The organism is Serratia sp. NFX21 (assembly GCF_048517035.1).
GTDB lineage: Bacteria > Pseudomonadota > Gammaproteobacteria > Enterobacterales > Enterobacteriaceae > Serratia > Serratia quinivorans.
Genome location: NZ_CP183196.1, coordinates 676209 through 697480 on the forward strand (window position 1 = coordinate 676209; position 21272 = coordinate 697480).

The window sequence follows — 21272 nt, forward strand, 5'->3', positions numbered from 1 at the left end:
CCGTTTGTTGATATTATGCCTATATTTTGTTGCTTTCCAGACTAATCCAATAAATACACTCCGTACTGCTGTAAAGCTCCCTTTGTGTGTAAAATGGCCTGTTTTTATTTCAGAATTTGTCAATTTTGTTGGGGTGAGGAACGTTATGCGCATTTTGTCAGGGTTCATTTTGGCCACGCTGGCGGCGGCTCCGCTGGCTCAGGCGGAAGAAGCCAAAGAGCAGCAAATTCATGATAAACCGGCGGTGCGCGGCAGCATTATTGCCAACATGCTGCAGGATCACGACAACCCATTCACGCTGTATCCGTATGACACCAACTACGTGTTGTATACCGATACCAGCAATATCAACAAAGAGGCCATCCAGTCCTATAACTGGGCCGATAATGCCCGCAAGGACGAGGTCAAATTCCAACTCAGCCTGGCGTTCCCACTGTGGCGTGGCATTGCCGGTGATAACTCGGTGCTGGGCGCCTCTTATACTCAGCGCTCCTGGTGGCAGCTTTCTAACCACAGTGAGTCATCCCCGTTCCGTGAGACCAACTACGAGCCGCAGGTGTTCCTGGGGTGGGCGACCGATTATAGCTTCGCCGGCTGGACGCTGCGTGACGTTGAAGTGGGCTTGAATCACCAGTCCAACGGCCGTTCTGATCCCACTTCACGCAGCTGGAACCGGGGTTATGCGCGCTTTATGGCACAAAACGGCAACTGGCAGGTGGATCTCAAGCCCTGGTTCCGCTTTTCGGAAAGCGACAGCAGTGACGATAACCCGGACATCACCAAATACATGGGCTATTACCGTCTGAAAGTGGGCTATGCCTGGGGTGACAGCGTGTTCAGTGTCGACAGCCATTACAACTGGAACAGCGGTTATGGCGGCGCGGAATTAGGCTGGAGCTACCCGATCAGCAAGCACGTGCGTTTCTACACTCAGGTGTTCAGCGGTTACGGCGAATCCTTGATTGATTACAACTTCCGGCAGACACGGGTTGGCGTTGGTGTCATGCTTAACGATATTATGTAATCCGGCCGTCATAAAGGCGGCGTATCGCAGCAAAAAATGGGGAAGTGTGTGTCAACCGCAGCAGTGATAAACAAAGAGTTGCTGGCCGAGCAGGTATTACGCGATACCTTCGGCTACCAGCAATTCCGACCGGGTCAACAAACGATTATCAACACGGCGATCGGCGGGCAGGATTGCCTGGTGGTCATGCCGACCGGTGGCGGTAAATCGTTGTGTTACCAAATCCCGGCGCTGGTGATGGATGGCCTGACGTTAGTGGTTTCCCCGTTGATCTCGCTGATGAAAGATCAGGTCGATCAACTGCTGGCCTATGGCGTCGCCGCTGCCTGCTATAACTCAACGCAAACGCGTGAGCAGCAGCTCGAGGTGATGGCGGGTTGCCGCAGCGGCCAGATCAAAATGCTGTATATCGCCCCCGAGCGGCTGATGATGGACAGTTTCCTCGATCAGCTCGGCGGCAACCCACCTGCCTTGTTGGCGGTGGACGAAGCGCACTGTATTTCGCAGTGGGGTCACGACTTCCGGCCTGAATACCGCGCGTTAGGGCTGTTGAAGCAACGCTTCCCTGATATGCCGGTGATTGCGTTGACCGCGACCGCTGATGAATCGACTCGTGGTGACATAGTCCGCCTGCTGGCATTGCAGGATCCGCTGGTGCAGGTCAGCAGCTTTGACCGGCCAAACATCCGCTATACGCTGGTGGAGAAATTCAAGCCGCTCGACCAACTGTGGCGGTTTGTGCAGGACCAACGTGGCAAAAGCGGCATCATTTACTGCAACAGCCGCGCCAAGGTCGAAGACACCACTGCCCGCCTGCAAAGCCGTGGGCTGAGCGTGGGAGCCTATCATGCCGGGTTGGACAACGACCGCCGCGCGCAGGTGCAGGAAGCGTTCCAGCGCGACGATTTGCAGGTAGTGGTCGCCACCGTCGCCTTTGGCATGGGCATTAACAAACCCAACGTGCGCTTTGTTGTGCACTTTGATATTCCGCGCAATATCGAATCTTATTATCAGGAAACCGGCCGCGCCGGGCGTGACGGCTTACCGGCCGAGGCGATCCTGCTGTATGACCCGGCCGATATGGCTTGGCTGCGCCGCTGTCTGGAGGAAAAGCCCGCCGGGCAGCAGCTGGATATCGAGCGCCACAAGTTGAACGCCATGGGGGCTTTTGCCGAAGCGCAAACCTGCCGCCGCTTGGTGCTGCTCAACTATTTTGGCGAGGGTAAACACCAGAACTGCGGCAACTGCGATATCTGCCTGGATCCTCCCAAGCGTTACGATGGGCTGGAAGATGCGCGCAAGGCGTTGTCCTGTGTGTATCGCGTCGGCCAGCGTTTCGGGCTGGGTTACATTGTCGAAGTGCTGCGCGGTTCCAATAACCAGCGTATCCGCGAATACGGACATGAGAAACTGCCGGTGTACGGCATTGGTCGCGAGCAGACCACCGAACACTGGACCAGCGTGCTGCGTCAGTTGATCCACCTGGGCTTTATCACCCAGAACATTGCCATGCACTCGGCGCTGCAACTGACCGAGGCCGCGCGCCCGGTGTTGCGGGGTGAGCTGGAACTGCAACTGGCGGTACCGCGCATCCAGAGCCTGAAGGCCCGCAGCAGCAGTAACCAAAAGTCCTACGGCGGCAATTACGATCGCAAACTGTTCGCCAAATTGCGCAAGTTGCGAAAATCGATTGCCGACGAAGAAAATATCCCGCCTTATGTGGTGTTTAACGATGCCACCTTGTTGGAAATGGCGGAGCAGATGCCTATCAAGGCCGGCGACCTGTTGAGCGTTAACGGTGTCGGTCAGCGCAAGCTGGAGCGTTTTGGCGCGCCGTTTATGGCGATGATCCGCGATCACCTCGATAATGACGAAGATTAAGGGCAATAAATCATGCTGATGCTGTTTCTGACCGTGGCGCTGGTGCACCTGATTGCGCTGATGAGTCCGGGGCCGGACTTCTTTTTTGTTTCGCAAACCGCCGCCAGCCGCTCACGTCGTGAGGCGATGATGGGCGTGCTGGGTATTTCACTGGGTATCGTGGTGTGGGCGGGCGTAGCCTTGATGGGCCTGCATCTGATCCTGCAAAAAATGGCCTGGCTGCATCAGATTATCATGGTTGGCGGTGGGATTTATCTGTGCTGGATGGGCTGGCAACTGTTGCGCTCCGCCCGTTCTCAAAATGCCCAGTCGGTGCCTGCGGCGGAGGTGAAAGTGGCCTTGCCGAAGCCTGGGCGCAGCTTTATCCGCGGTTTTCTGACCAACCTGTCCAACCCGAAGGCGGTTATCTATTTCGGCAGCGTGTTTTCACTGTTTGTGGGTGACGACGTCGGGGCCGGTGCACGCTGGGGCTTGTTCTTGCTGATCATCGCCGAGACTTTTGTCTGGTTCAGCCTGGTGGCGGTGGTGTTTGCATTGCCGACCATGCGCCGCGGTTATCAACGGCTGGCCAAGTGGATAGACGGACTGGCGGGCGTGCTGTTTACCGGTTTTGGTTTACACCTGATCTTTACCCGCTAAACACTGCCGCACAGATTTTGAGGGCCGAACTGCCATGTTCGGCCCTTTTGCATTATGCCTTTCTGGCCGTAGCCAGCAGCCCGGCCACCAGAATAAACAGTGAACCGAAAATACGGTTCAACAACTGCATCTGGCGTGGTGTTTTCAGCCAGCCGGCAATGCGGGTGGCCAGCGTGGCGTAGCCAATCATGACAAAAATATCTACTACCACGGTGGTGATACCGAGCACCAGGTACTGCTCGGCCTGCGGTTGGTTGGGCAAAATAAACTGTGGGAACAGTGCGGCCAGAAACACGATGCTTTTCGGGTTGGTCAAATTCACCAGCACGGCACGGCGGAACAGACGGCGACGCGGCATAGTGCCTGCCAGCGTATGCAAGTCCAGCGAACCTGCAGCGCGCCATTGTTGAATACCAAGCCAGACCAGATAGGCGGCGCCGAACCACTTCAGCATTTCAAACGCCAACAGTGACTGCGATACCAGCGCGCCCAGGCCAATGCCCACCAGCACGATATGCAGGCTCAGCCCGACCTGCAGGCCGGCAATAGACGCCGCTGCGCCACGATAACCGTGGCTGATACCGGTACTCATGGTGTTAATGGCTCCTGAACCGGGCGACAGGCTGAGGATAAGGGTTGTCAGCAGGTAGGTTAACCACCAGTCCAAGGTCATTGAGGTACTCCCTGAAAGCGCCAATGGCCAATATGTGCCAAAATGGTTCGGTTTTTGTAAGAATTGAATCACAATACGCTAGTATTATTTCTTGTGCCAGAGGTCACATTTTTGCCGCTGGCGGCTCAGGGAAAAGCATTTGATGACGTCGTTTACTCTCAGCACTGATGACTGGTTAACGCGTGAAAAGCAGTTTGCTGCTTTCGCCACGGGACCGCTGCTGGACTTTTGGCGGCAGCGCGAGGAAGGCGAGTTCAGCGGCGTCGGCGGCGTATCCATCCGTTTTGTGCGTTTCAGTTCCTCTCGCCATCAGCGGGTGGTGGTGGTAAGCCCCGGTCGTATCGAAAGTTATATTAAATATCCCGAGGTTGCCTACGATCTGTTCCATTGCGGCTATGACGTGATGATTTTGGATCACCGCGGGCAGGGCCGTTCCGGCCGTTTGCTGACTGATATGCACCGTGGTCATGTGATAAACTTTGCCGATTACGTTGATGACTTCGCCCAGTTTTATCAGCAGGAGGTGGTGCCACTGGGTTACCGGCAGCACTTTGCCTTGGCCCACTCGATGGGCGGTGCGATCCTGGCGCAGTTTCTGGCCCGCCAGCCACAGGCATTTGACGCTGCTGCGTTTTGTGCACCGATGTTCGGTATTTATTTGCCGATGCCGGGTTGGATGGCCAACCGCATACTGAACTGGACGGAGAAACACCCGAAGGTACGCGATTACTATGCGATAGGGACCGGTCAGTGGCGACCGCTACCCTATGTGGTCAACGTGTTGACCCACAGCCGTGAGCGCTATCGTCGCTGTTTACGTTATTACGCCGATTATCCCGAGTTGCAGGTGGGGGGGCCAACCTACCACTGGGTACGGGAAAGCCTGCAGGCGGGACGAGAAATCATCGCCCAGGCGGCTAAAATCACCACGCCGCTATTATTATTGCAGGCCGGTGAGGATCGGGTGGTCGACAACCGTTCTCATCAGGCTTTTTGTCAGGCATTGTCAGAAGCGGGACATCCCTGTGAAGGGGGAAAACCGCAGGTTATCGAAGGCGCACGGCATGAGATCCTGTTTGAGCGGGACGCGATGCGCGCCGAAGCATTGAGCGCAATCCTGCGTTTCTTTGCTCATCACTTAGGTGGTACCCCAACCGCCGACCACACCATTAGAGGTTAGAAATTACCGCTATGTATCACGTCGTCGCTTCCGATTTAGATGGCACGCTGCTGTCACCCGACCACACTCTGTCCCCTTACGCCAAAGAGACACTGAAGCTGCTGACCCAGCGTGGCGTACATTTTGTCTTTGCTACCGGCCGTCATCATATCGACGTTGCGCAGATCCGCGATAACCTCGAGATCAGCGCCTTTATGATCACCTCCAACGGCGCTCGCGTGCACAACACCGACGGCGAGCTGATTTTCAGCCATAACCTGGCCGAAGACATTGCCCGCGATCTCTACGGTATGCTGCATAACGATCCGGACATCACCACTAACGTTTATCGTAATGACGACTGGTTCATTAACCGCGAAAGTCCGGAGCAGAAAGAGTTCTTTCAGGAGTCCGTCTTCCAGTATCAACTGTTCGAGCCGGGCCTGCTGGAAACCGATGGCGTCTGCAAGGTGTACTTCACCTGTGACGATCATGAAAAGCTGTTGCCGCTGGAAGATGCCATCAATGCGCGTTGGGGCGATCGGGTTAACGTCAGCTTCTCGTTCCCAACCTGCCTGGAAGTCATGGCCGGTGGAGTGTCAAAAGGTCACGCATTGGAAGAAGTGGCCAAGATCATCGGCTATACGCTGAAAGAGTGCATTGCCTTCGGCGACGGTATGAATGACCTGGAAATGCTGTCGATGGCCGGCAAGGGCTGCATCATGCGCGACGCGCACCAGCGGCTGAAAGACAAGCTGCCGGAGCTGGAAGTGATCGGCTCCAACGTCGATGACGCGGTGCCGCACTACCTGCGCAAGATGTTCCTGGGTTGATATGAACGGGGCGCCTCGCGGCGCCCCAATCGGTATTACTTGTGCTGGCCCTGCTTTTGCAGGAATTGCACGCCCTTGTCAGGGAAGTCGGTGAACACACCGTCAACGCCCGCCTGGTTGTAAATCACGTCATACAGTTGATTCACGTTGGTCACGTAGTCCGGCAGCGCATCCGCACGGATGGTGAAAGGGTGCACCGCCAGCTTGTTGGCATGGGCTTCTTTCACCATGTCGGTCAGCACTACCTTGCCCGGCTTGGATTTCTCCGCCACCACCAGCATGTGGTAGTCCGGCCCGATGCCGTCGGCATACTGGGCAATCTGCTTCATCGCGCCCGGCTTGAACATCCAGTCATAGTCATATTCCACCCACTTGCCGTCGGCCTTCTGCTCGTAGGTTTCCTGCCATTTGTTGTAGGCGATCAGTTGGATCAGCTTCAGATCCATGCCCATCTTCGGTTCCAGCTCGGTTTTAATGCGTTTCAGCTCGTTGGCGTCGAAACATTGCAGATAAACGTTGTCACCCTTGCCGGTATAACCGTACTGCTTCAGCACCGCCAGTACTTTGCTGGAAATATCCTTGCCTTCCTGCTTGTGGAACCATGGCGCTTTGATTTCCGGATAAATACCGATGTTCTTGCCGGTTGAATGGTTCAGACCCTGCACAAACTCGATCTCTTCCTGGAAGGTATGGACGCGGAAATCGGATTTGCCCATCGGGAAACGGCCAGGGTAACCCTGCACTTTTTTACCGTTCTCAATCTCGAAGCCTTCGGTGAACTTCAACGATTTGATTTCCGGCAGGGTAAAGTCGATGGCGTAATAGCGGCCGTCTTTGCGCGCGCGGTCCGGGAAACGTTCGGCTACGTCGGTGACGCGATCGAGGTAGTGGTCATGCAACACCACCAGCTCGTTGTCCTTGGTCATCACCAGATCCTGTTCGAGGAAGTCTGCACCCTGCGCGTAGGCCATGGCCTTCGCCGGCAGCGTGTGTTCCGGCAGATAACCGCTGGCGCCACGGTGGGCGATCACCACCTTGTCGGCAGCCTGTGCGGCGCTGACCATTGAGGTGGCCAGGATAATCCCTGTCAGCAGGGCTTTGACTTGAGTCCGCATATTGTTGTTCTCCATATTGTAGGTGGCAAAAAGGCCGCGGTGCGGCCTTTAAATAATGCGAAAGTGGTATGACGCTTAACCGCGTTTGTTGGCAGCGATTTCCGCGTGGTGTTTTTTCTCGCTCAGCATGGTCAGTAACAGCAGAACTACTGCGCCGACGCTGCCGCCGATCATCACCATAAAGCCGCCGTCCCAACCGAAGTAGTCAACGGTGTAGCCGACGATGGCGCTGGCTGCGACAGAGCCGCCCAGATAACCGAACAGACCGGTGAAGCCCGCCGCGGTACCGGCCGCTTTCTTCGGCGCCAGTTCCAGTGCGTGCAGACCGATCAGCATCACCGGCCCGTAAATCAGGAAGCCGATGGTGATCATGCAGGCCATATCGATGCCAGGGTTACCGACCGGGTTGAGCCAGTAAACCACGGTGGCGATGGTGACCAGGGTCATGAAGAACACGCCGGTGGCGCCACGGTTGCCCTTGAACACCTTGTCCGACATCCAGCCGCACAGCAGGGTGCCCGGAATACCGGCATACTCGTACAGGAAATAGGCCCAGGAAGATTTATCCAGCGTGAAGTGTTTCACTTCTTTCAGGTAGGTCGGTGACCAGTCCAGGATGCCGTAACGCAGCAGGTAAACGAACACGTTGGCCACGGCGATGTACCACAGCAATTTGTTCGGCAGGATGTACTGCATGAAGATTTGCTTGGCGGTCAGCTCTTCTTCCGCTTTCTCGCTGTAGTCGTCCGGATAATCGTTTTTGTATTCTTCGATCGGCGGCAGGCCACAGGATTGCGGAGTGTCACGCATCAGGGCAAAGGCGATCAGGGCCACCAGGATGGCACCGAAGGCCGGCATATACAGCGCTGCATGCCAGTCGTTGAACCAGGCCATGCCCAGCAGGAACAGCAGTGGCGGCAGACCGCCACCCACGTTATGAGCACAGTTCCAGACCGAAACGATGCTGCCGCGCTCTTTCTGCGACCACCAGTGCACCATGGTACGGCCACATGGCGGCCAGCCCATTCCCTGGAACCAACCGCACAGGAACAGCAGCACGAACATGACCGCGATGCTCGAAGTCGCCCATGGCACGAAGCCCATGAACAGCATCACCGCGGCAGCCAGGATCAGGCCGGCGGGCAGGAACACGCGCGGGTTGGAGCGGTCAGAAACCGACCCCATGATGAATTTGGAAAAACCGTAGGCGATAGAAATACCGGACAGCGCGAAACCGAGGTCACCGCGGCTGAAGCCCTGGTCGATCAGGTAAGGCATGGCCAGGGTGAAGTTCTTGCGCACCAGGTAGTAGGCGGCATAACCGAAGAAAATCCCCATAAAAATCTGCCAGCGCAATTTACGGTACAGCGGGTCGACTTTGTCGACCGGCACACGGGAAATGTGTGCTGCCGGCTTAAAAATACTCAACATGAGCGCCTCCGATGGCTTTATCTAGTTATCACATCAATATGACCTTTTACGTTCATTTGATGATTGAGCGGATATCGAATGTGGTGTTTTTTTGTTCCATAACGAGCGTCATCCTAGTCAAAACAGCCTGGTGTCGCTGTGATGGATGGCGCAATTGTTACACTTATATGAAACACCGGCGGATTTTGAGCGATTCGTTAACGTTATGAAATAGAAAAACGCCTAAAAATCGTGATTATGATCACATTCATGGTTTTTTGTGGACATTTGGTTTTCGTTTCGAGTTCGTTATTGTTCCTTATCAAACAAAGACCCCAATGACTGTGGCTCAATAGGCTAATAATCACGGATCCTGAGAGAGCCTCATGAGCAGCCATTCACCGGATAACGAAACGGATGTGATCATTATTGGCGGCGGCGCGACCGGTGCGGGCATTGCTCGTGACTGCGCGCGCCGTGGCCTGCGTTGCATACTGCTGGAGCGTCACGATATTGCCACCGGTGCCACTGGCCGTAACCACGGCCTGCTGCACAGTGGAGCACGCTATGCGGTGACCGACGGTGAGTCGGCGCGTGAATGCATAGAAGAAAACCAAATCCTCAAGCGTATTGCGCACCACTGCATCGAACGTACCGATGGGCTGTTTATTACGCTGCCGCAGGATTCGCTGGACTATCAACAACAGTTTATTGCCTCCTGCCACAGCGCCGGTATCAACGCCGAAGCGATCGACCCACAGCTGGCGCTGCGTCTGGAGCCGGCGGCCAACCCGGCTCTGATCGGTGCGGTTCGCGTGCCGGATGGCACTGTCGATCCCTTCCGTCTCACCGCCGCCAATATGCTCGACGCCCGTGAGCACGGTGCGCAGATCCTCACCTATCATCAGGTGGTCGGTTTGCTTCGCTCGGGCGATCGCGTTACCGGGGTGCGCGTTTTCGACCATCAATCTGCACAGCGCTACGATATTCATGCCGAAGTGGTGGTCAATGCCGCGGGCATCTGGGGCCAGCAGATAGCGGAATATGCCGATCTGCGCATTCGCATGTTCCCGGCCAAGGGCGCTTTGCTGATCCTCGGCCACCGCATCAACAACATGGTGATCAACCGCTGCCGCAAACCGGCGGACGCCGACATTTTGGTGCCGGGCGACACCATCTCGGTGATTGGCACCACCTCCACCCATATTGATTATGACCAGATCGACAACATGCTGGTGACGCCGCAGGAAGTGGACATTCTGATCCGCGAAGGGGCGCTGCTGGCGCCGGAGCTGGCGCAGACGCGTATTCTGCGCGCCTATGCCGGTGTGCGCCCATTGGTAGCCAGTGACGACGACCCCAGCGGCCGCAACGTCAGCCGCGGCATCGTGCTGCTCGATCACGCCAGCCGCGACGGCCTGGAAGGCTTTATCACCATTACCGGCGGCAAGCTGATGACCTACCGGCTGATGGCGCAGTGGGCGACCGATAAAGTGTGCGAAAAGCTCGGAATCGACAGCCCCTGTACTACCGCGCAGGAAGCCTTGCCCGGTTCGCGGCAGTCGGCGGAAGAAACGGTGCGCAGCGTGGTTTCCCTGCCTGCCAGCATTCGCGGCTCGGCGGTTTATCGCCACGGCGACAGGGCCAGTCAGGTACCGGCCGGCGATCGGCTGGATAACAGCCTGGTGTGCGAATGCGAAGCGGTGACCGCTGGTGAAGTGCATTATGCGGTGAACTCCCTCACCGTTAATAACCTGGTCGATCTGCGCCGCCGCACCCGCGTCGGCATGGGCACCTGCCAGGGGGAGCTTTGCGCCTGCCGTGCCGCCGGGCTGTTGACGCGTTTTAACGTCACTACCCCGCAGCAGTCTATCGATCAGCTATCGCATTTCCTTAACGAGCGTTGGAAAGGGGTAAGACCGATCGCCTGGGGCGATGCGCTACGTGAAAGTGAGTTTACCAGTTGGGTTTATCAGGGATTGTGCGGGCTTGATGCCCGGGGGGAACAGGAGGCCGATGATGCGATTTGACGTAGTGGTGATTGGCGGTGGCCTGGCAGGCATGAGCTGTGCCATTCGATTGGCAGAGCAAGGCAAGCGCTGCGCCGTGGTCAGTTCAGGCCAGAGTGCACTCTATTTTTCGTCCGGATCGCTTGATCTGCTGGCGCAGCTGCCCGACGGCACCCTGGTGGAATCACCGTTGATGGCGCTACCGGCACTTGAGCTGCAAGCGCCACGGCATCCTTATGCGCTGATCGGCGCTGAGCGGGTGGCCGCACTGTCAGATGATGCGGCTCTGCTGTTGCAACGCTGCGGCTTGAGCCTGCAGGGCAGCAATGAGCGTAATCATCTGCGGGTGACTCCGCTGGGTACGCGCCGGCCCACCTGGCTTAGTCCTCAGGCTATTCCGGTCACGCCGTTGGACGGCGAACTAGCGTGGAAAAATATCGCGGTGATCGGCATTGAAGGATTTTTGGATTTTCAGCCACAGCTGGCCGCCAGTTCCCTGGTACAGACGCTGGGCATCAAGGCGGAAGTGGCTTATATGCACTTGCCGGCGCTGGATCGGCTGCGTAACAACCCCAGTGAGTTCCGGGCGGTGAATATCGCCAGAGTACTGGATCTGCCGGAAAACCTGACGCCGATGGCAGAAGAAATGCGCCGGTTGGCCGGTGATGCCGAGGCGATTTTCCTGCCTGCCTGTCTGGGGCTGGAAGATGATAGCGCACTGGCCGCGTTGCAGGCGGCGGTGGGTAAACCGATTCTGCTGTTACCGACGTTGCCGCCTTCGGTTCTGGGTATGCGCCTGCATCAGGCGCTGCGTTCGCGTCTGCAGCAACTGGGCGGCGTTTTTATGCCGGGTGACAGCGTACTGCGGGCAGACATCGAAGCCGGGCGAATCACTGGCCTCTATACCCGCAACCATACCGATATTCCATTGCTGGCGCAGCAGGTGGTGCTGGCCAGCGGCAGCTTCTTCAGCAACGGGCTGGTGGCGGGCTTCGACGGCATACGTGAACCGGTGTTTGGGCTGGATGTCGACAGCCGTGCGGATCGCGCAGACTGGAGCGATCGCAATCTGTTTGCTCCGCAACCCTATTTGCAATTTGGGGTACGAACCGATGACCGACTGCGTGCCTTAAGGCAGGGGGAGCCATTGAGCAACCTGTATGCCATCGGCGCAGTGACCGGCGGCTATGATCCCCTGCAGCAGGGCTGCGGTGCGGGTGTTTCGCTGATTGGGGCGCTGTACGTCGCGCAACAGATTGCGGCACAGGAGGAGCGTCCATGAGCCTGCATAAAGACAACAGTTTTGAGAATTGCATCAAATGCACCGTCTGTACCACCTATTGTCCGGTGGCCAAGGTGAATCCGCTCTATCCGGGGCCAAAACAGGCGGGGCCGGACGGTGAGCGCCTGCGACTGAAAGATCCGGCGCTGTATGATGAGGCGCTGAAATATTGCACCAACTGCAAACGCTGTGAGGTGGCCTGTCCGTCCGACGTCAAAATCGGCGACATCATTCAGCGCGCCCGCGCCGACTTTGCCCAGAGCAAGCCCACTCTGCGTGACGCTATCCTCAGCCATACCGATCTCATGGGCTCGCTGTCGACGCCATTTGCGCCGATTGTTAATGCCGCTACCGGGCTTAAGCCGGTGCGTGCCCTGCTCGACAAGGCGCTGAAGATTGATCATCGCCGCGAACTGCCCAAATACTCGTTCGGTACCTTCCGCCGCTGGTACCGTCAGCAGGCGCAGGCCCAACGGCGTTATGCCGAGCAGGTCGCGTTCTTCCACGGCTGCTTCGTTAATTACAACCATCCGCAACTGGGCAAGGATCTGATCAAGGTCTTTAATGCGATGGACATCGGCGTGCAGTTGCTCAAGCGGGAGAAATGCTGCGGCGTACCGCTGATCGCCAACGGTTTTATCGCCCAGGCCAGGAAACAGGCCAAAGTGAACGCCGAATCGCTGCACGAGACGGTGTTGGAGCGGGGTATCCCGGTCGTGGCAACCTCATCGAGCTGTACTTTTACCCTGCGTGATGAATACCCGCACCTGCTGGACGTGGACACCTCGGCGGTGCGTGAACGGGTGGAGCTGGCGACGCGCTATCTGTACCGCCTGATCAATCAAGGGCGCCAGCTGCCGTTGAAGCACACGCCGCTGCGGGTGGCCTATCATACGCCATGCCATATGGAAAAAATGGGCTGGACCGCCTATACGCTGGAGCTGTTGCGGCAGATACCGGGGCTGGAACTGGTGGTGCTGGACTCGCAGTGCTGCGGTATTGCCGGCACCTATGGTTTTAAATCGGAGAACTATGAGACATCGCAGGGCATTGGTGCGTCGCTGTTCCGCCAGATAGAGGAGAGCGGGGTGGATTTGGTGGTGACTGACTGCGAAACCTGCAAATGGCAAATCGAGATGTCGACCAGCAAGCGCTGCGAACATCCGATCACTCTGCTGGCGCAGGCATTGGCTTAAGGGCGCAGCAGTTGTGAACTGCGCCCCGGAAAAGTTTATTGCTTCAGTTTCAGCGTTTTGATGATGCCTTCGGCCTCGCTCTGCGCCTGCTGCTGGTTATCCGCCGGCAGCGTCACCTGAATGGTCAGCATGTTGTTGTCCAGCGTGCCGATCAGGATAGAGGAGTAGGCTTTCTCGCCGCCGCTGGTGATGATGCTGTCCAACTGACGCAGCGGAACACCGTTAACGTCGATGGCTTTGTTGGTGATCACCTGCAGGTTGGCGTCGCGCGAGCGCTGGGTATCTTCCAGACGCTTGCTCAGGGTTTCCAGGCTGTCGGCCGTTTTATCGCCGAGGATCACGATCAGTGCACGCTGGCCGGTACTGTCGGCGTAAACGTGCATGTTGTTCGCCTGATTACCCAACTTGCCGCTTTGGTCCGCCATGCCCGCCGGCAGGGTGAACGCCAGCTTGCCATCCAGCAAGCTTACCTGTTGCCCGGCTGGGGCGCTGGCTGCGGCATCGCCTGCCGATGCCTTGGTGTCTTTGGTTTCGCCGTCACAGGCCGCCAGGCCAAGCACTAACAGGCTGATACCCATCAATTTTGCTACTTTACGCATTGGGCTTCCTTCTTCCTTTCAGGTAGGGGTTCTCTCACGTATCGCAACCTATTCCAGGGTGAAATGCAAGCAGAGGTTGTCATGGCGGATGGTGATGGCGGCCTCCGGGGGGGGCTGGCCGCCAATAATAACATGGGTCAGCCGGGTTGCAGGCTGCCGTCGTTCTGGCGGGCGGCAATGCGCTTAAGCAGCATATTCAGCAGTACGCCGTACATCGGCAGGAAGAACAGCAAGCAGATCATTACCTTGAAGCTGTAATCCACCAGCGCGATTTCAACCCAGTTGTTAGCCATAAAGGCGTCGCTGCTCTTGTAGAACGCAATAAAGAAGAACGACAGGGTATCGCTGATGTTACCGAGGAACATGGCGGCGGCAGGAGCGACCCACCAGGCGCTGCGCTGACGCAGGCGATTGAAAACGTGGACGTCGAGGATCTGACCGAGCACATAAGCCATAAAGCTGGCGACGGCGATACGGGCGACAAACAGATTAAAGCTACCCAAGGCGGCAAAGCCCTGCCATTCACCCTGATAGGTGACGGTGGAGATCACGTAAGAGATGAACAACGCCGGTACCATCACCGAAAGAATGATGCGTCGCGCCAGCGGAGCGCCGAAAATACGCACCGTCAGATCGGTTGCCAGGAAGATAAACGGAAAGGTAAAAGCACCCCAGGTGGTATGAAAGCCGAAAATGGACATCGGCAACTGCACCAGATAGTTACTGGAGGTAATGATGACAATATGGAACAGCGATAGCCAGACCAACGCGGTAAGGCGCTGCCGAGCAGTAAACGAATACATGTTGTAGCCTTTTTAATAGTGGGGTGAGGGAACCCAGAATGTCTTTTCTGCGCCGAGAAATAAGCGTCGCGGCCGCATGATACGCGTTTGCGCAACCAATGCAATGGTTAAATTTAACGCAAACGTTAACGCATCTTGCACAGAAAAACTACCGGCGTAAACTATGCGCTAATGAGATGTGGCGAGCGTTCGCCGATCGTTTTCGACCGAGAAAAATTGCATGACTGACTTATTTGCCCAGGCCGACCAGACGCTTGATGCGCTGGGGCTGCGTTGTCCTGAACCGGTAATGATGGTGCGCAAAACCGTGCGCCATATGGATAACGGTGAAACTCTGCTGATCATCGCTGACGATCCGGCTACCACCCGTGACATTCCGGGGTTCTGCCGCTTTATGGAACACACGCTGGTGGCGCAGGAAACCGACACTGCGCCTTACCGCTATTTGTTGCGCAAAGGCGTTTGACGTTTATCACCGCCTGTTTGCCTGGCGTTTTGTAATATTTGCTGTGCGTCTTCTGCGCGAGCATGCAATGCCAGGCCATTGAAATCCTGTGGGCGGTAATAGTGGGCGGGTGCTGGAAGATGGCGCATGTCATCCGTCGGCCAGAGTTGCAACTCGCCCAGACTGGCCAGACTGAACCCCTGAAGCTGTAGCGGTAACGTCAGGCGCTGTGGGGCGGTCTTCTCGAACGGGGGCAGCGCAGGCAGGCGATTGCTTCCGGTGGCGTAATCCCGTTTTAACACCAGAAACTTCTCCGGCACCCGGCGATGGCTGTCCCACCAGTCGCCGTCAATACCGTCAAACTGCCGCTGGGTCGCCGCGATGGATACCGCGCCAAGCTGGTGCAGAGCCTGAGGGAGCAGCCTCTCAATGGCGCTGTTGTAGGCAGTGAGAGACGTCGCCTGCCCTTGCAAAATTGCATCGATCGCCAGCCGTGCCCCCAGCAGATTGGAATACAAATCTTCCGGCGAAAAAGCCGAGACCTCCTCAGAAAATCCCGGCACGGAACGGTAGCCATACCACTGTGCAATCTCATGCCATGCCGCCATTTGAAAGGCGATCTCTCCTGCCAAATAGGCCGCCAGCGTATAGCGCTGTGCTGCATCCTGAGGTGGGCTAAAGGCGTTAAGCTGTATGCGACGCGTTGCCAGCTCAGGGCTAAGGTCGATATACCACTGCTGACCCAATCGGGGTAGCAGTTGGCTGAACAGGAAGAGGGTATTGTCGGCGGTATCGCGGACGTGGGCGATATCGATAAACCCTCCCCGGTGGGTGTAGATCAAGCCCAATTGCTCACTGCCAATGCCCAGCAAGTTGCTGATGGCGTTGAAAGCGCTGTCGTTATAGTGATGGGTGCCAAGCCGGTCGGCATCCACCAGGTTACCTAATTGATAAAACGGCACGGGAATACCCCAAGCTTGCGCTTTGAGGTTATAGCCAAAGGCGCAGCAGGGGCGCAAACCTCCCGGTGGTGGCAGTGGCGCGGCCACCGGCCAGGCAATTTGGCTTTCACCGACGGGATGCGAAGTGATCAGCGTTTCCAACGGTTTGGCGGGCAGCGAGAGGGGCAACAACAGAAAAAATAGCAGTGCAACAGAACGCATTAAAAAGCTTCCCCAACCTGAAAGTAAAATCCGCTGCTTCCACGCCCGATGCCAAAATCGAGCCGTACGTTCATTTTCGGTTTGAATTCAAAACGGTAACCCGCTCCCAGCGTAGGCAACCAGGGACCACGGCCCAGATCGCCGGCCCTGCTGCTTAGCGTTCCGGCACCGGCCCACAGCACGTACCCGTGCCGCCAGTTTAGCTTGCGACGATATTCGACCTGGCTACTGAACACATTCCTGTCGCGGTAGCGGCCTTGATAATAGCCACGCATTCGTTGGTCGTCACCCAGCTCAGACAGCCTGTCCCAGGGGACCTCGCCAGTGGTCAGGCGGCTGAAGGCATCCAACGCCAGCACGCTTTTCGCACTCAAACTGTGGTAGGCATTGTATTGGCCTTCAACGGCATTGAAACGGCTGTCACCGCCCAACTCCGGTGCAAAATAAGTGTCGCTCAGGCGAAAAAACTGACCCCGACTGGCATTGGAAACGAAATCACGGGTGTCGTAACTCAGCGAACCGCTGATTCCTGAACTCAGTGAGGACACACCGGCGTTTTGAGCCCTTAGCAGGCTGCTGTCACCCTCATCGGGATCGCTGGCGTGGGTTGAGGAAAAGTCCCAGCCAACCCCCGCGTAGGTAGCGCTGGCAATGCGGTACAACAGCTGTGGCGCTATCTGGAATGACTGTTGAGTGTACTTTTCCTTGTTCCCCTCGTTATGCCCAGCCTGGTAGCCGGTGCCCCAGAAATAGGTGGGCATATTATTGAGAGAGCCGTCGGCGAAGAAACGCCATTGGTCGTCAGCGAAAAAACTGTGGTTTTGGAAACCGACACCAAAGGCCCCCGTCGAGCTGACAAAGCCTTTTAACGCCAGCGTCGAATTTTGGCTGACGTTGTCGTGGCTGTCCGGCCGATAGATCCCAACGATAGCGGTACCGAGGCCAAGACCGAGTTCGGGAGTATAAAATGGGCCAGGCAAGACACCCCAATCGATGGCTTTGCTGCTGTCGAAACGGTTGTCAGACCCCAGAGGGGCCAACATTTCATCTACTTGCTGACGTGACAATAAAGCGGCATCAACACCGGGCAACAGGACTAACAAGGCCAGGGGTAAACTGCGGGTAAATATCGCCATCAGAAGCGATATTCACCGGAAACCATGAAACTGTTGCGTTGGCTAAAGCCAAACTCGGTTAACACGTTGAAGTTTCGTGTGATCTCATATTGCGTGCCAACCAGGACATTCCATGGGGATTGCAGATGCTGCTTAACCTCGAAACGACCTTCGCCTTTCTGATTGGCCAGGGCCATCAGCGACTGCAGTTCTGCCGGCATTCTTAGATCAGACAGGCTGCCTTTGAACTCTTGTTGCACGTCCTGATACATGGTGCCGACCCAGAGGTTTAGATGACTCTGCCCACTGATACCGGGCACCAGGAAACGGTAACCTACGCGGGGTGACACCGTCAGCGCGGAAATCTGGCCGTCGAGGATATCGAAACTGGTACGGGTGTAGTTGGTATCGACCGAGGCGAACCAGTTGTCATATCCCCCGACTATTGTGGCACCCGCGCCGTAAGTGGTGCCCTTGAAATCAAGTTTGAAATCCAGATCGCGCAGTGTCCCTTGCTTATTCATGCCGTGTACGACATTGGCGATGATTTTTTCCATCATTTCTGAATGTTGGCTGGGATCGGCATCAACGGAGACCTGGGACAAAGAACTGCCTTTGGTATGGCCGACGATGCCGTAAACATTGAGGAACGGCAGCACCCAGGTATCCAGACGCATGGTTTCCGTTTTGCTCTGTTCGCGGGTTTTGCCCACATCGATTTTGAACAAATTTGACGGCAGATTGAATGTATCCCAACCCAAGCCGGTAAAGTTGATGCTATCGACTTCTATATTCTGCCGCATGTTCATGTAATTGACGCCGATGCCAAAGGGTTCCGGCAGGTCATAGCCGCGAGCTCGAGCTTCATCGCCCCAAATGGGCAGCAGGCGATGCTCTGGTTGGGGCTGGGATTTTTCGGCGGTTACTGCTGTATGGCTGGCGGCGGGTAGCACCCCTTGGGTAAATGGGGGGCGCTGGGCCTGGTCAATCAATTGTTGCGTACTGTCGGTTTCAGGCTGCTGTGCAAAGCTCAGGGGAGAGAGCAGGGTCATTGGAACAAATAACAGATAGGTATAATTAAAGTTTTTCATATTTAGGCTCTTGGCATTTAAGGGTGGGGCATCCTTGACGGTCCCGTCATGCAAGTGCGCGAGAATATAGTAAAACCCTACAGTTAATAGTGCATAAAATGCGTCACATCATGCGCCCTGTAGTCTGGCGCATGATGTGGTTTTCATAGGGTATTATTGACGTTTCTTCAGCAGCCGCAGGGCATTGGCGGTGACCAGCGCGGTGGCGCCGGAGTCTGCCAGCACCGCCAGCCACAGGCCGGTCAGCCCCAGCAGGGTGGTGATCAGAAATACCCCTTTCAGCCCCAATGCAATGGTGATGTTCTGCCGAATATTGGCGTGCGTCGCGCGTGAGATGCGGATCATTTCCGCCACGCCCACCAGCCGGTTATGGGTCAGCGCTGCATCGGCGGTTTCCAGTGCCACGTCGGTGCCGCTGCCCATCGCGATACCGATGCTGGAGGCTTTCATCGCCGGTGCATCATTGATACCGTCGCCGATCATTGCCGTTGGGCGCAGTTCACTCAGCTCGGTCACCGCACGCACTTTATCTTCCGGTAGCAGCCCGGCACGGTAATCCAGCCCCAGCTCAGTGGCAATCGCCGCCGCCGCACGCGGGTTGTCACCGGTTAGCATCACCCCGTTGATCCCTAATGCTTTCAGTTCGGCAATCGCCTGTTTGGCATCGCTACGCAGCGTGTCGCGCAGCGCCAACAGGCCAATCGGCACGCCGTCTTCCAGCACCACCACCGCCGTTTTACCGGCGTTTTCCAGCTGTTCTACCTGATTGACAGCCTGCTGATTGAGCAGGCCTGCGGCCAACTTGGCCGGCGCACTGATCAGCAGGGTTTTGCCGTCGATAACGCCCTCTACCCCAACGCCTGCCAGCGCGCGGCGACCCTGTGCCAGTGGCAGAGGCGCGCCATACTGTTCTGCGCGGTTGATGATGGCCTGGGCCAGTGGGTGATGGGAGCCAGCCTCGACGGCCGCGGCCAGCGTCAGCAACTGCTGTTCGCTGATGCCGTTGAGCGGCAGCACATCGGTTACCGTCGGCTTGCCTTCGGTCAGCGTACCGGTTTTATCGAAGGCGATGGTTTGCACCTGGCCCAATTGTTCCAGTGCGGCACCGCCTTTAATCAACGCACCACGTCGGGTAGCCGCTGCCAGCCCGGAGGTGATCGCCGCCGGGGTAGAGATCACCAGCGCACAAGGACAACCGATCAGCAGCAGAGTCAGGCCGCGATAAATCCAGACATCCCAGGGCTGTGCATACAGCAACGGTGGCACCAGGATCACCGCGATGGCCAGCAGCATAATGGCTGGGGTGTAGTAACGGCTGAAACGGTCGAGGAAACGTTCGATCGGCGCACGGCGCTCTTCGGCTTCTTCAATCAGTTGCAGAATGCGGTCGATGGCGTTTTTGCCCGGCTCGGAAATGACCTTCATCTGCGCAGCCTGATCGACCGACAAACTGCCCGCCGCGACTTTCTGCCCCTGTTGACGTTCGACCGGCACCGACTCGCCGGTCAGGGCGCTTTCGTCGAAGCTGGCGAACGGGTTGAGCAGTTCTGCATCGGCCGGCAGGCGGCCACCGGGCGCAATTTCAATCACATCGCCGGGGCGCAGGCTGGCAACCGGCACGCGTTTGCGCTCCGTGCCCTGCAGCAGCAGAGCGTCTTCCGGCACCAGTTCCATCAGTGCCTTCACACCACGGCGTGCACGGTTGGCTGCGTAAGACTCCAGCATCTCGCCGACCATAAACAGCAGCAATACCATTGCCGCCTCGGCGGTGGCGCCGATAAACAACGCACCAATGGCCGCGACGCTCATCAGGGTTTCGATGGCAAACGGCGTGCCGGAGCGGATCAGGCGTACCGCCTTGGTGGCAACCGGAGCCAGACCCACCAGCGTGGTGGCGATAAAGGCAATGCGGCTCAGTTCAGGGTTGACCATGCTGAGCGCCCAACTGACGATCATCAGCGTGGTGAGCAGCAGCAGTGGACCAAACTCCCCGAGGCGCGATGTTTTTGGCTGGTCGGCTTGGGAGGTCTGGGTGCCGAGCAGGGTGAAACCGGCTTGTTTCACCGCGTCCTGAATGCGCAGGCTGATATCGGATTGAGCATCGACCACCAGTTTTTCGGTGGCGAACAGCACTCGAGCATTATCGACGCCTGGGAGCGCGGTTACGGCATTTTCAATTTTTTTGGCACAGCTTGGGCAGTCCATGCCGGTGACTTTCCAGCTGTAGCGCCGGCTGCCGGAGAGAGGGGCGGCAGCCAGCCTGTCGCTTTCCTCATCCGGATCTTCATGACCGTCAGTGTTGCACCCGCCGGCACCGTGATCGTGCGTGTGGGCATGCCCACTATGGCTGTCGGCACTTTGCTTTTCACTGCTGCAGCCGTGCTGGGTTTTGCTGTGGCTGTGGTTGCAACCGCAGCCGCCTTCCGCATGGTGATGTTCCTGATGATTATGCTTTTCATGGTTAGTCATAGCGTCCCCCTCCGGGCCGTTAATGAAGTTCATTGGGCAGACTCTACACCCTGGAGTCAACTCCAGAGTCAAGCGGCGGGATGAGAATTATTGCTAACTGTGAGGCGGGCGCTATCGTGGGTGGCGCAAGGCCGTTAGACGAAAAAAGAAAATGGTATTCCCTTAGAAACTTAAAAGTCCCGGCGGCTAATAATAAAGAGTTATTAATCTATAACTCTTTAGCTAAATTTAACTTTTCGTCACTTAAAAGCCAGCACGATCCGCTTGCACCTGCAGGCCGCATTTTTGTTGAAGTTTGTTGCTAACTTGTGACTGTCAGGTTTCATTTAGATTGTAAGTATCGCCAAAAACCAGCATAACTCTCCT

General features: G+C 56.8%; 19 protein-coding genes. 10 read left to right on the top strand and 9 right to left on the bottom strand.

The features are described from left to right. The first annotated feature begins 145 nt into the window (after nucleotides 1-145). Genes pldA through rhtC form a run of 3 tightly spaced genes read left to right on the top strand, consistent with a single transcriptional unit; the run spans nucleotide 146 to nucleotide 3544 of the window. The gene (gene pldA, locus ACNT1W_RS03150) at nucleotides 146-1024 is read left to right on the top strand and encodes a phospholipase A (protein WP_012004663.1); all 879 of its coding nucleotides are present in this window, start codon (nucleotides 146-148) and stop codon (nucleotides 1022-1024) included. Nucleotides 1025-1072: 48 nt separating this feature from the next. Then, a complete protein-coding gene (recQ, locus tag ACNT1W_RS03155) occupies nucleotides 1073-2905 on the top strand; it encodes an ATP-dependent DNA helicase RecQ (protein WP_017891275.1) in 1833 nt (610 codons plus the stop codon). A 12-nt stretch (nucleotides 2906-2917) separates the two neighbouring features. Continuing rightward, nucleotides 2918-3544, top strand: coding sequence for a threonine export protein RhtC (rhtC, locus tag ACNT1W_RS03160; protein ID WP_017891276.1), 627 nt, complete (start codon nucleotides 2918-2920; stop codon nucleotides 3542-3544). A 52-nt stretch (nucleotides 3545-3596) separates the two neighbouring features. Here the strand turns inward: rhtC and rhtB are convergent, their stop codons facing one another. Continuing rightward, the gene (gene rhtB, locus ACNT1W_RS03165; RefSeq protein ID WP_012004666.1) at nucleotides 3597-4217 is read right to left on the bottom strand and encodes a homoserine/homoserine lactone efflux protein; all 621 of its coding nucleotides are present in this window, start codon (nucleotides 4215-4217) and stop codon (nucleotides 3597-3599) included. A gap of 142 nt (nucleotides 4218-4359) precedes the next feature. On the opposite strand from rhtB, the gene pldB reads away from it, so the two are divergent. Together pldB and yigL are read left to right on the top strand one after the other, a co-directional pair. Next, complete coding sequence (gene pldB, locus ACNT1W_RS03170) at nucleotides 4360-5397, top strand: lysophospholipase L2 (RefSeq protein ID WP_419246406.1); 1038 nt, start codon at nucleotides 4360-4362, stop codon at nucleotides 5395-5397. Nucleotides 5398-5408: 11 nt separating this feature from the next. Further along, on the top strand, nucleotides 5409-6209 hold the full coding sequence (yigL, locus tag ACNT1W_RS03175; RefSeq protein WP_012004668.1) for a sugar/pyridoxal phosphate phosphatase YigL: 801 nt from the start codon (nucleotides 5409-5411) through the stop codon (nucleotides 6207-6209). Between the two features lie 35 nt (nucleotides 6210-6244). On the opposite strand, the gene glpQ is transcribed toward yigL, so the two are convergent. Together glpQ and glpT are read right to left on the bottom strand one after the other, a co-directional pair. Then, nucleotides 6245-7324 (bottom strand): glycerophosphodiester phosphodiesterase, encoded by a 1080-nt coding sequence (glpQ, locus tag ACNT1W_RS03180; RefSeq protein ID WP_012004669.1) that lies wholly within the window; start codon nucleotides 7322-7324, stop codon nucleotides 6245-6247. A 75-nt stretch (nucleotides 7325-7399) separates the two neighbouring features. After that, nucleotides 7400-8755, bottom strand: coding sequence for a glycerol-3-phosphate transporter (gene glpT / locus ACNT1W_RS03185; protein WP_012004670.1), 1356 nt, complete (start codon nucleotides 8753-8755; stop codon nucleotides 7400-7402). A gap of 365 nt (nucleotides 8756-9120) precedes the next feature. Between glpT and glpA the strand changes: the two genes are divergently transcribed. Genes glpA through glpC form a run of 3 tightly spaced genes read left to right on the top strand, consistent with a single transcriptional unit; the run spans nucleotide 9121 to nucleotide 13221 of the window. After that, on the top strand, nucleotides 9121-10764 hold the full coding sequence (gene glpA / locus ACNT1W_RS03190; RefSeq protein ID WP_419246407.1) for an anaerobic glycerol-3-phosphate dehydrogenase subunit A: 1644 nt from the start codon (nucleotides 9121-9123) through the stop codon (nucleotides 10762-10764). Further along, complete coding sequence (gene glpB / locus ACNT1W_RS03195; protein WP_419246853.1) at nucleotides 10754-12025, top strand: glycerol-3-phosphate dehydrogenase subunit GlpB; 1272 nt, start codon at nucleotides 10754-10756, stop codon at nucleotides 12023-12025. The genes glpA and glpB overlap by 11 nt, the downstream gene beginning before the upstream one ends. Beyond that, nucleotides 12022-13221: an anaerobic glycerol-3-phosphate dehydrogenase subunit GlpC gene (gene glpC / locus ACNT1W_RS03200; RefSeq protein WP_012004673.1), complete on the top strand. Its 1200-nt coding sequence runs from the start codon at nucleotides 12022-12024 to the stop codon at nucleotides 13219-13221. Before glpB ends, glpC begins: the two co-directional genes overlap by 4 nt. 35 nt (nucleotides 13222-13256) lie before the next feature. Here glpC and ACNT1W_RS03205 read toward each other — a convergent pair whose 3' ends face one another. Both ACNT1W_RS03205 and ACNT1W_RS03210 read right to left on the bottom strand, forming a co-directional pair. Continuing rightward, entirely contained in the window at nucleotides 13257-13820 is a 564-nt protein-coding gene (locus ACNT1W_RS03205; RefSeq protein ID WP_012004674.1) for a DcrB family lipoprotein, read from the bottom strand. Nucleotides 13821-13957: 137 nt separating this feature from the next. Then, the gene (locus tag ACNT1W_RS03210) at nucleotides 13958-14623 is read right to left on the bottom strand and encodes a 7-cyano-7-deazaguanine/7-aminomethyl-7-deazaguanine transporter (protein WP_115183434.1); all 666 of its coding nucleotides are present in this window, start codon (nucleotides 14621-14623) and stop codon (nucleotides 13958-13960) included. A 220-nt stretch (nucleotides 14624-14843) separates the two neighbouring features. Between ACNT1W_RS03210 and tusA the strand changes: the two genes are divergently transcribed. Beyond that, nucleotides 14844-15089 carry a sulfurtransferase TusA gene (tusA, locus tag ACNT1W_RS03215; RefSeq protein WP_012004676.1) on the top strand — a complete coding sequence of 82 codons (246 nt, stop codon included), beginning with the start codon at nucleotides 14844-14846 and terminating at the stop codon, nucleotides 15087-15089. On the opposite strand, the gene ACNT1W_RS03220 is transcribed toward tusA, so the two are convergent. The 4 genes from ACNT1W_RS03220 to ACNT1W_RS03235 all read right to left on the bottom strand — a co-directional run bounded on the left by ACNT1W_RS03220 (nucleotide 15065) and on the right by ACNT1W_RS03235 (nucleotide 20906). After that, entirely contained in the window at nucleotides 15065-16231 is a 1167-nt protein-coding gene (locus ACNT1W_RS03220) for a DUF4056 domain-containing protein (RefSeq protein WP_419246408.1), read from the bottom strand. The two genes, tusA and ACNT1W_RS03220, sit on opposite strands and share 25 nt — an antisense overlap. Then, a complete protein-coding gene (locus ACNT1W_RS03225) occupies nucleotides 16231-17367 on the bottom strand; it encodes a BamA/TamA family outer membrane protein (RefSeq protein WP_419246409.1) in 1137 nt (378 codons plus the stop codon). Before ACNT1W_RS03225 ends, ACNT1W_RS03220 begins: the two co-directional genes overlap by 1 nt. After that, nucleotides 17367-18437, bottom strand: coding sequence for a hypothetical protein (locus tag ACNT1W_RS03230; RefSeq protein WP_218218113.1), 1071 nt, complete (start codon nucleotides 18435-18437; stop codon nucleotides 17367-17369). Before ACNT1W_RS03230 ends, ACNT1W_RS03225 begins: the two co-directional genes overlap by 1 nt. A 153-nt stretch (nucleotides 18438-18590) precedes the next feature. Beyond that, nucleotides 18591-20906, bottom strand: coding sequence for a zinc/cadmium/mercury/lead-transporting ATPase (locus ACNT1W_RS03235; protein WP_419246410.1), 2316 nt, complete (start codon nucleotides 20904-20906; stop codon nucleotides 18591-18593). An 80-nt stretch (nucleotides 20907-20986) separates the two neighbouring features. Here ACNT1W_RS03235 and ACNT1W_RS03240 point away from each other — a divergent pair, with 80 nt between their 5' ends. Then, complete coding sequence (locus tag ACNT1W_RS03240; protein ID WP_129939550.1) at nucleotides 20987-21211, top strand: hypothetical protein; 225 nt, start codon at nucleotides 20987-20989, stop codon at nucleotides 21209-21211. Nucleotides 21212-21272 lie beyond the last annotated feature (61 nt).

What these genes read in the sequence shown, in the direction of transcription:
- tusA (WP_012004676.1), top strand. Translation starts at nt 14,844, where the DNA reads ATGACTGACTTATTTGCCCAGGCCGACCAGACGCTTGATGCGCTGGGG.
- pldA (WP_012004663.1), top strand. Translation starts at nt 146, where the DNA reads ATGCGCATTTTGTCAGGGTTCATTTTGGCCACGCTGGCGGCGGCTCCG.
- ACNT1W_RS03230 (WP_218218113.1), bottom strand. Translation starts at nt 18,437, where the DNA reads ATGAAAAACTTTAATTATACCTATCTGTTATTTGTTCCAATGACCCTG.
- ACNT1W_RS03225 (WP_419246409.1), bottom strand. Translation starts at nt 17,367, where the DNA reads ATGGCGATATTTACCCGCAGTTTACCCCTGGCCTTGTTAGTCCTGTTG.
- ACNT1W_RS03240 (WP_129939550.1), top strand. Translation starts at nt 20,987, where the DNA reads ATGAGAATTATTGCTAACTGTGAGGCGGGCGCTATCGTGGGTGGCGCA.
- glpC (WP_012004673.1), top strand. Translation starts at nt 12,022, where the DNA reads ATGAGCCTGCATAAAGACAACAGTTTTGAGAATTGCATCAAATGCACC.
- ACNT1W_RS03235 (WP_419246410.1), bottom strand. Translation starts at nt 20,906, where the DNA reads ATGACTAACCATGAAAAGCATAATCATCAGGAACATCACCATGCGGAA.
- glpQ (WP_012004669.1), bottom strand. Translation starts at nt 7,324, where the DNA reads ATGCGGACTCAAGTCAAAGCCCTGCTGACAGGGATTATCCTGGCCACC.
- pldB (WP_419246406.1), top strand. Translation starts at nt 4,360, where the DNA reads ATGACGTCGTTTACTCTCAGCACTGATGACTGGTTAACGCGTGAAAAG.
- ACNT1W_RS03220 (WP_419246408.1), bottom strand. Translation starts at nt 16,231, where the DNA reads ATGCGTTCTGTTGCACTGCTATTTTTTCTGTTGTTGCCCCTCTCGCTG.
- glpA (WP_419246407.1), top strand. Translation starts at nt 9,121, where the DNA reads ATGAGCAGCCATTCACCGGATAACGAAACGGATGTGATCATTATTGGC.
- ACNT1W_RS03205 (WP_012004674.1), bottom strand. Translation starts at nt 13,820, where the DNA reads ATGCGTAAAGTAGCAAAATTGATGGGTATCAGCCTGTTAGTGCTTGGC.
- ACNT1W_RS03210 (WP_115183434.1), bottom strand. Translation starts at nt 14,623, where the DNA reads ATGTATTCGTTTACTGCTCGGCAGCGCCTTACCGCGTTGGTCTGGCTA.
- glpT (WP_012004670.1), bottom strand. Translation starts at nt 8,755, where the DNA reads ATGTTGAGTATTTTTAAGCCGGCAGCACACATTTCCCGTGTGCCGGTC.
- yigL (WP_012004668.1), top strand. Translation starts at nt 5,409, where the DNA reads ATGTATCACGTCGTCGCTTCCGATTTAGATGGCACGCTGCTGTCACCC.
- rhtB (WP_012004666.1), bottom strand. Translation starts at nt 4,217, where the DNA reads ATGACCTTGGACTGGTGGTTAACCTACCTGCTGACAACCCTTATCCTC.
- glpB (WP_419246853.1), top strand. Translation starts at nt 10,754, where the DNA reads ATGCGATTTGACGTAGTGGTGATTGGCGGTGGCCTGGCAGGCATGAGC.
- rhtC (WP_017891276.1), top strand. Translation starts at nt 2,918, where the DNA reads ATGCTGATGCTGTTTCTGACCGTGGCGCTGGTGCACCTGATTGCGCTG.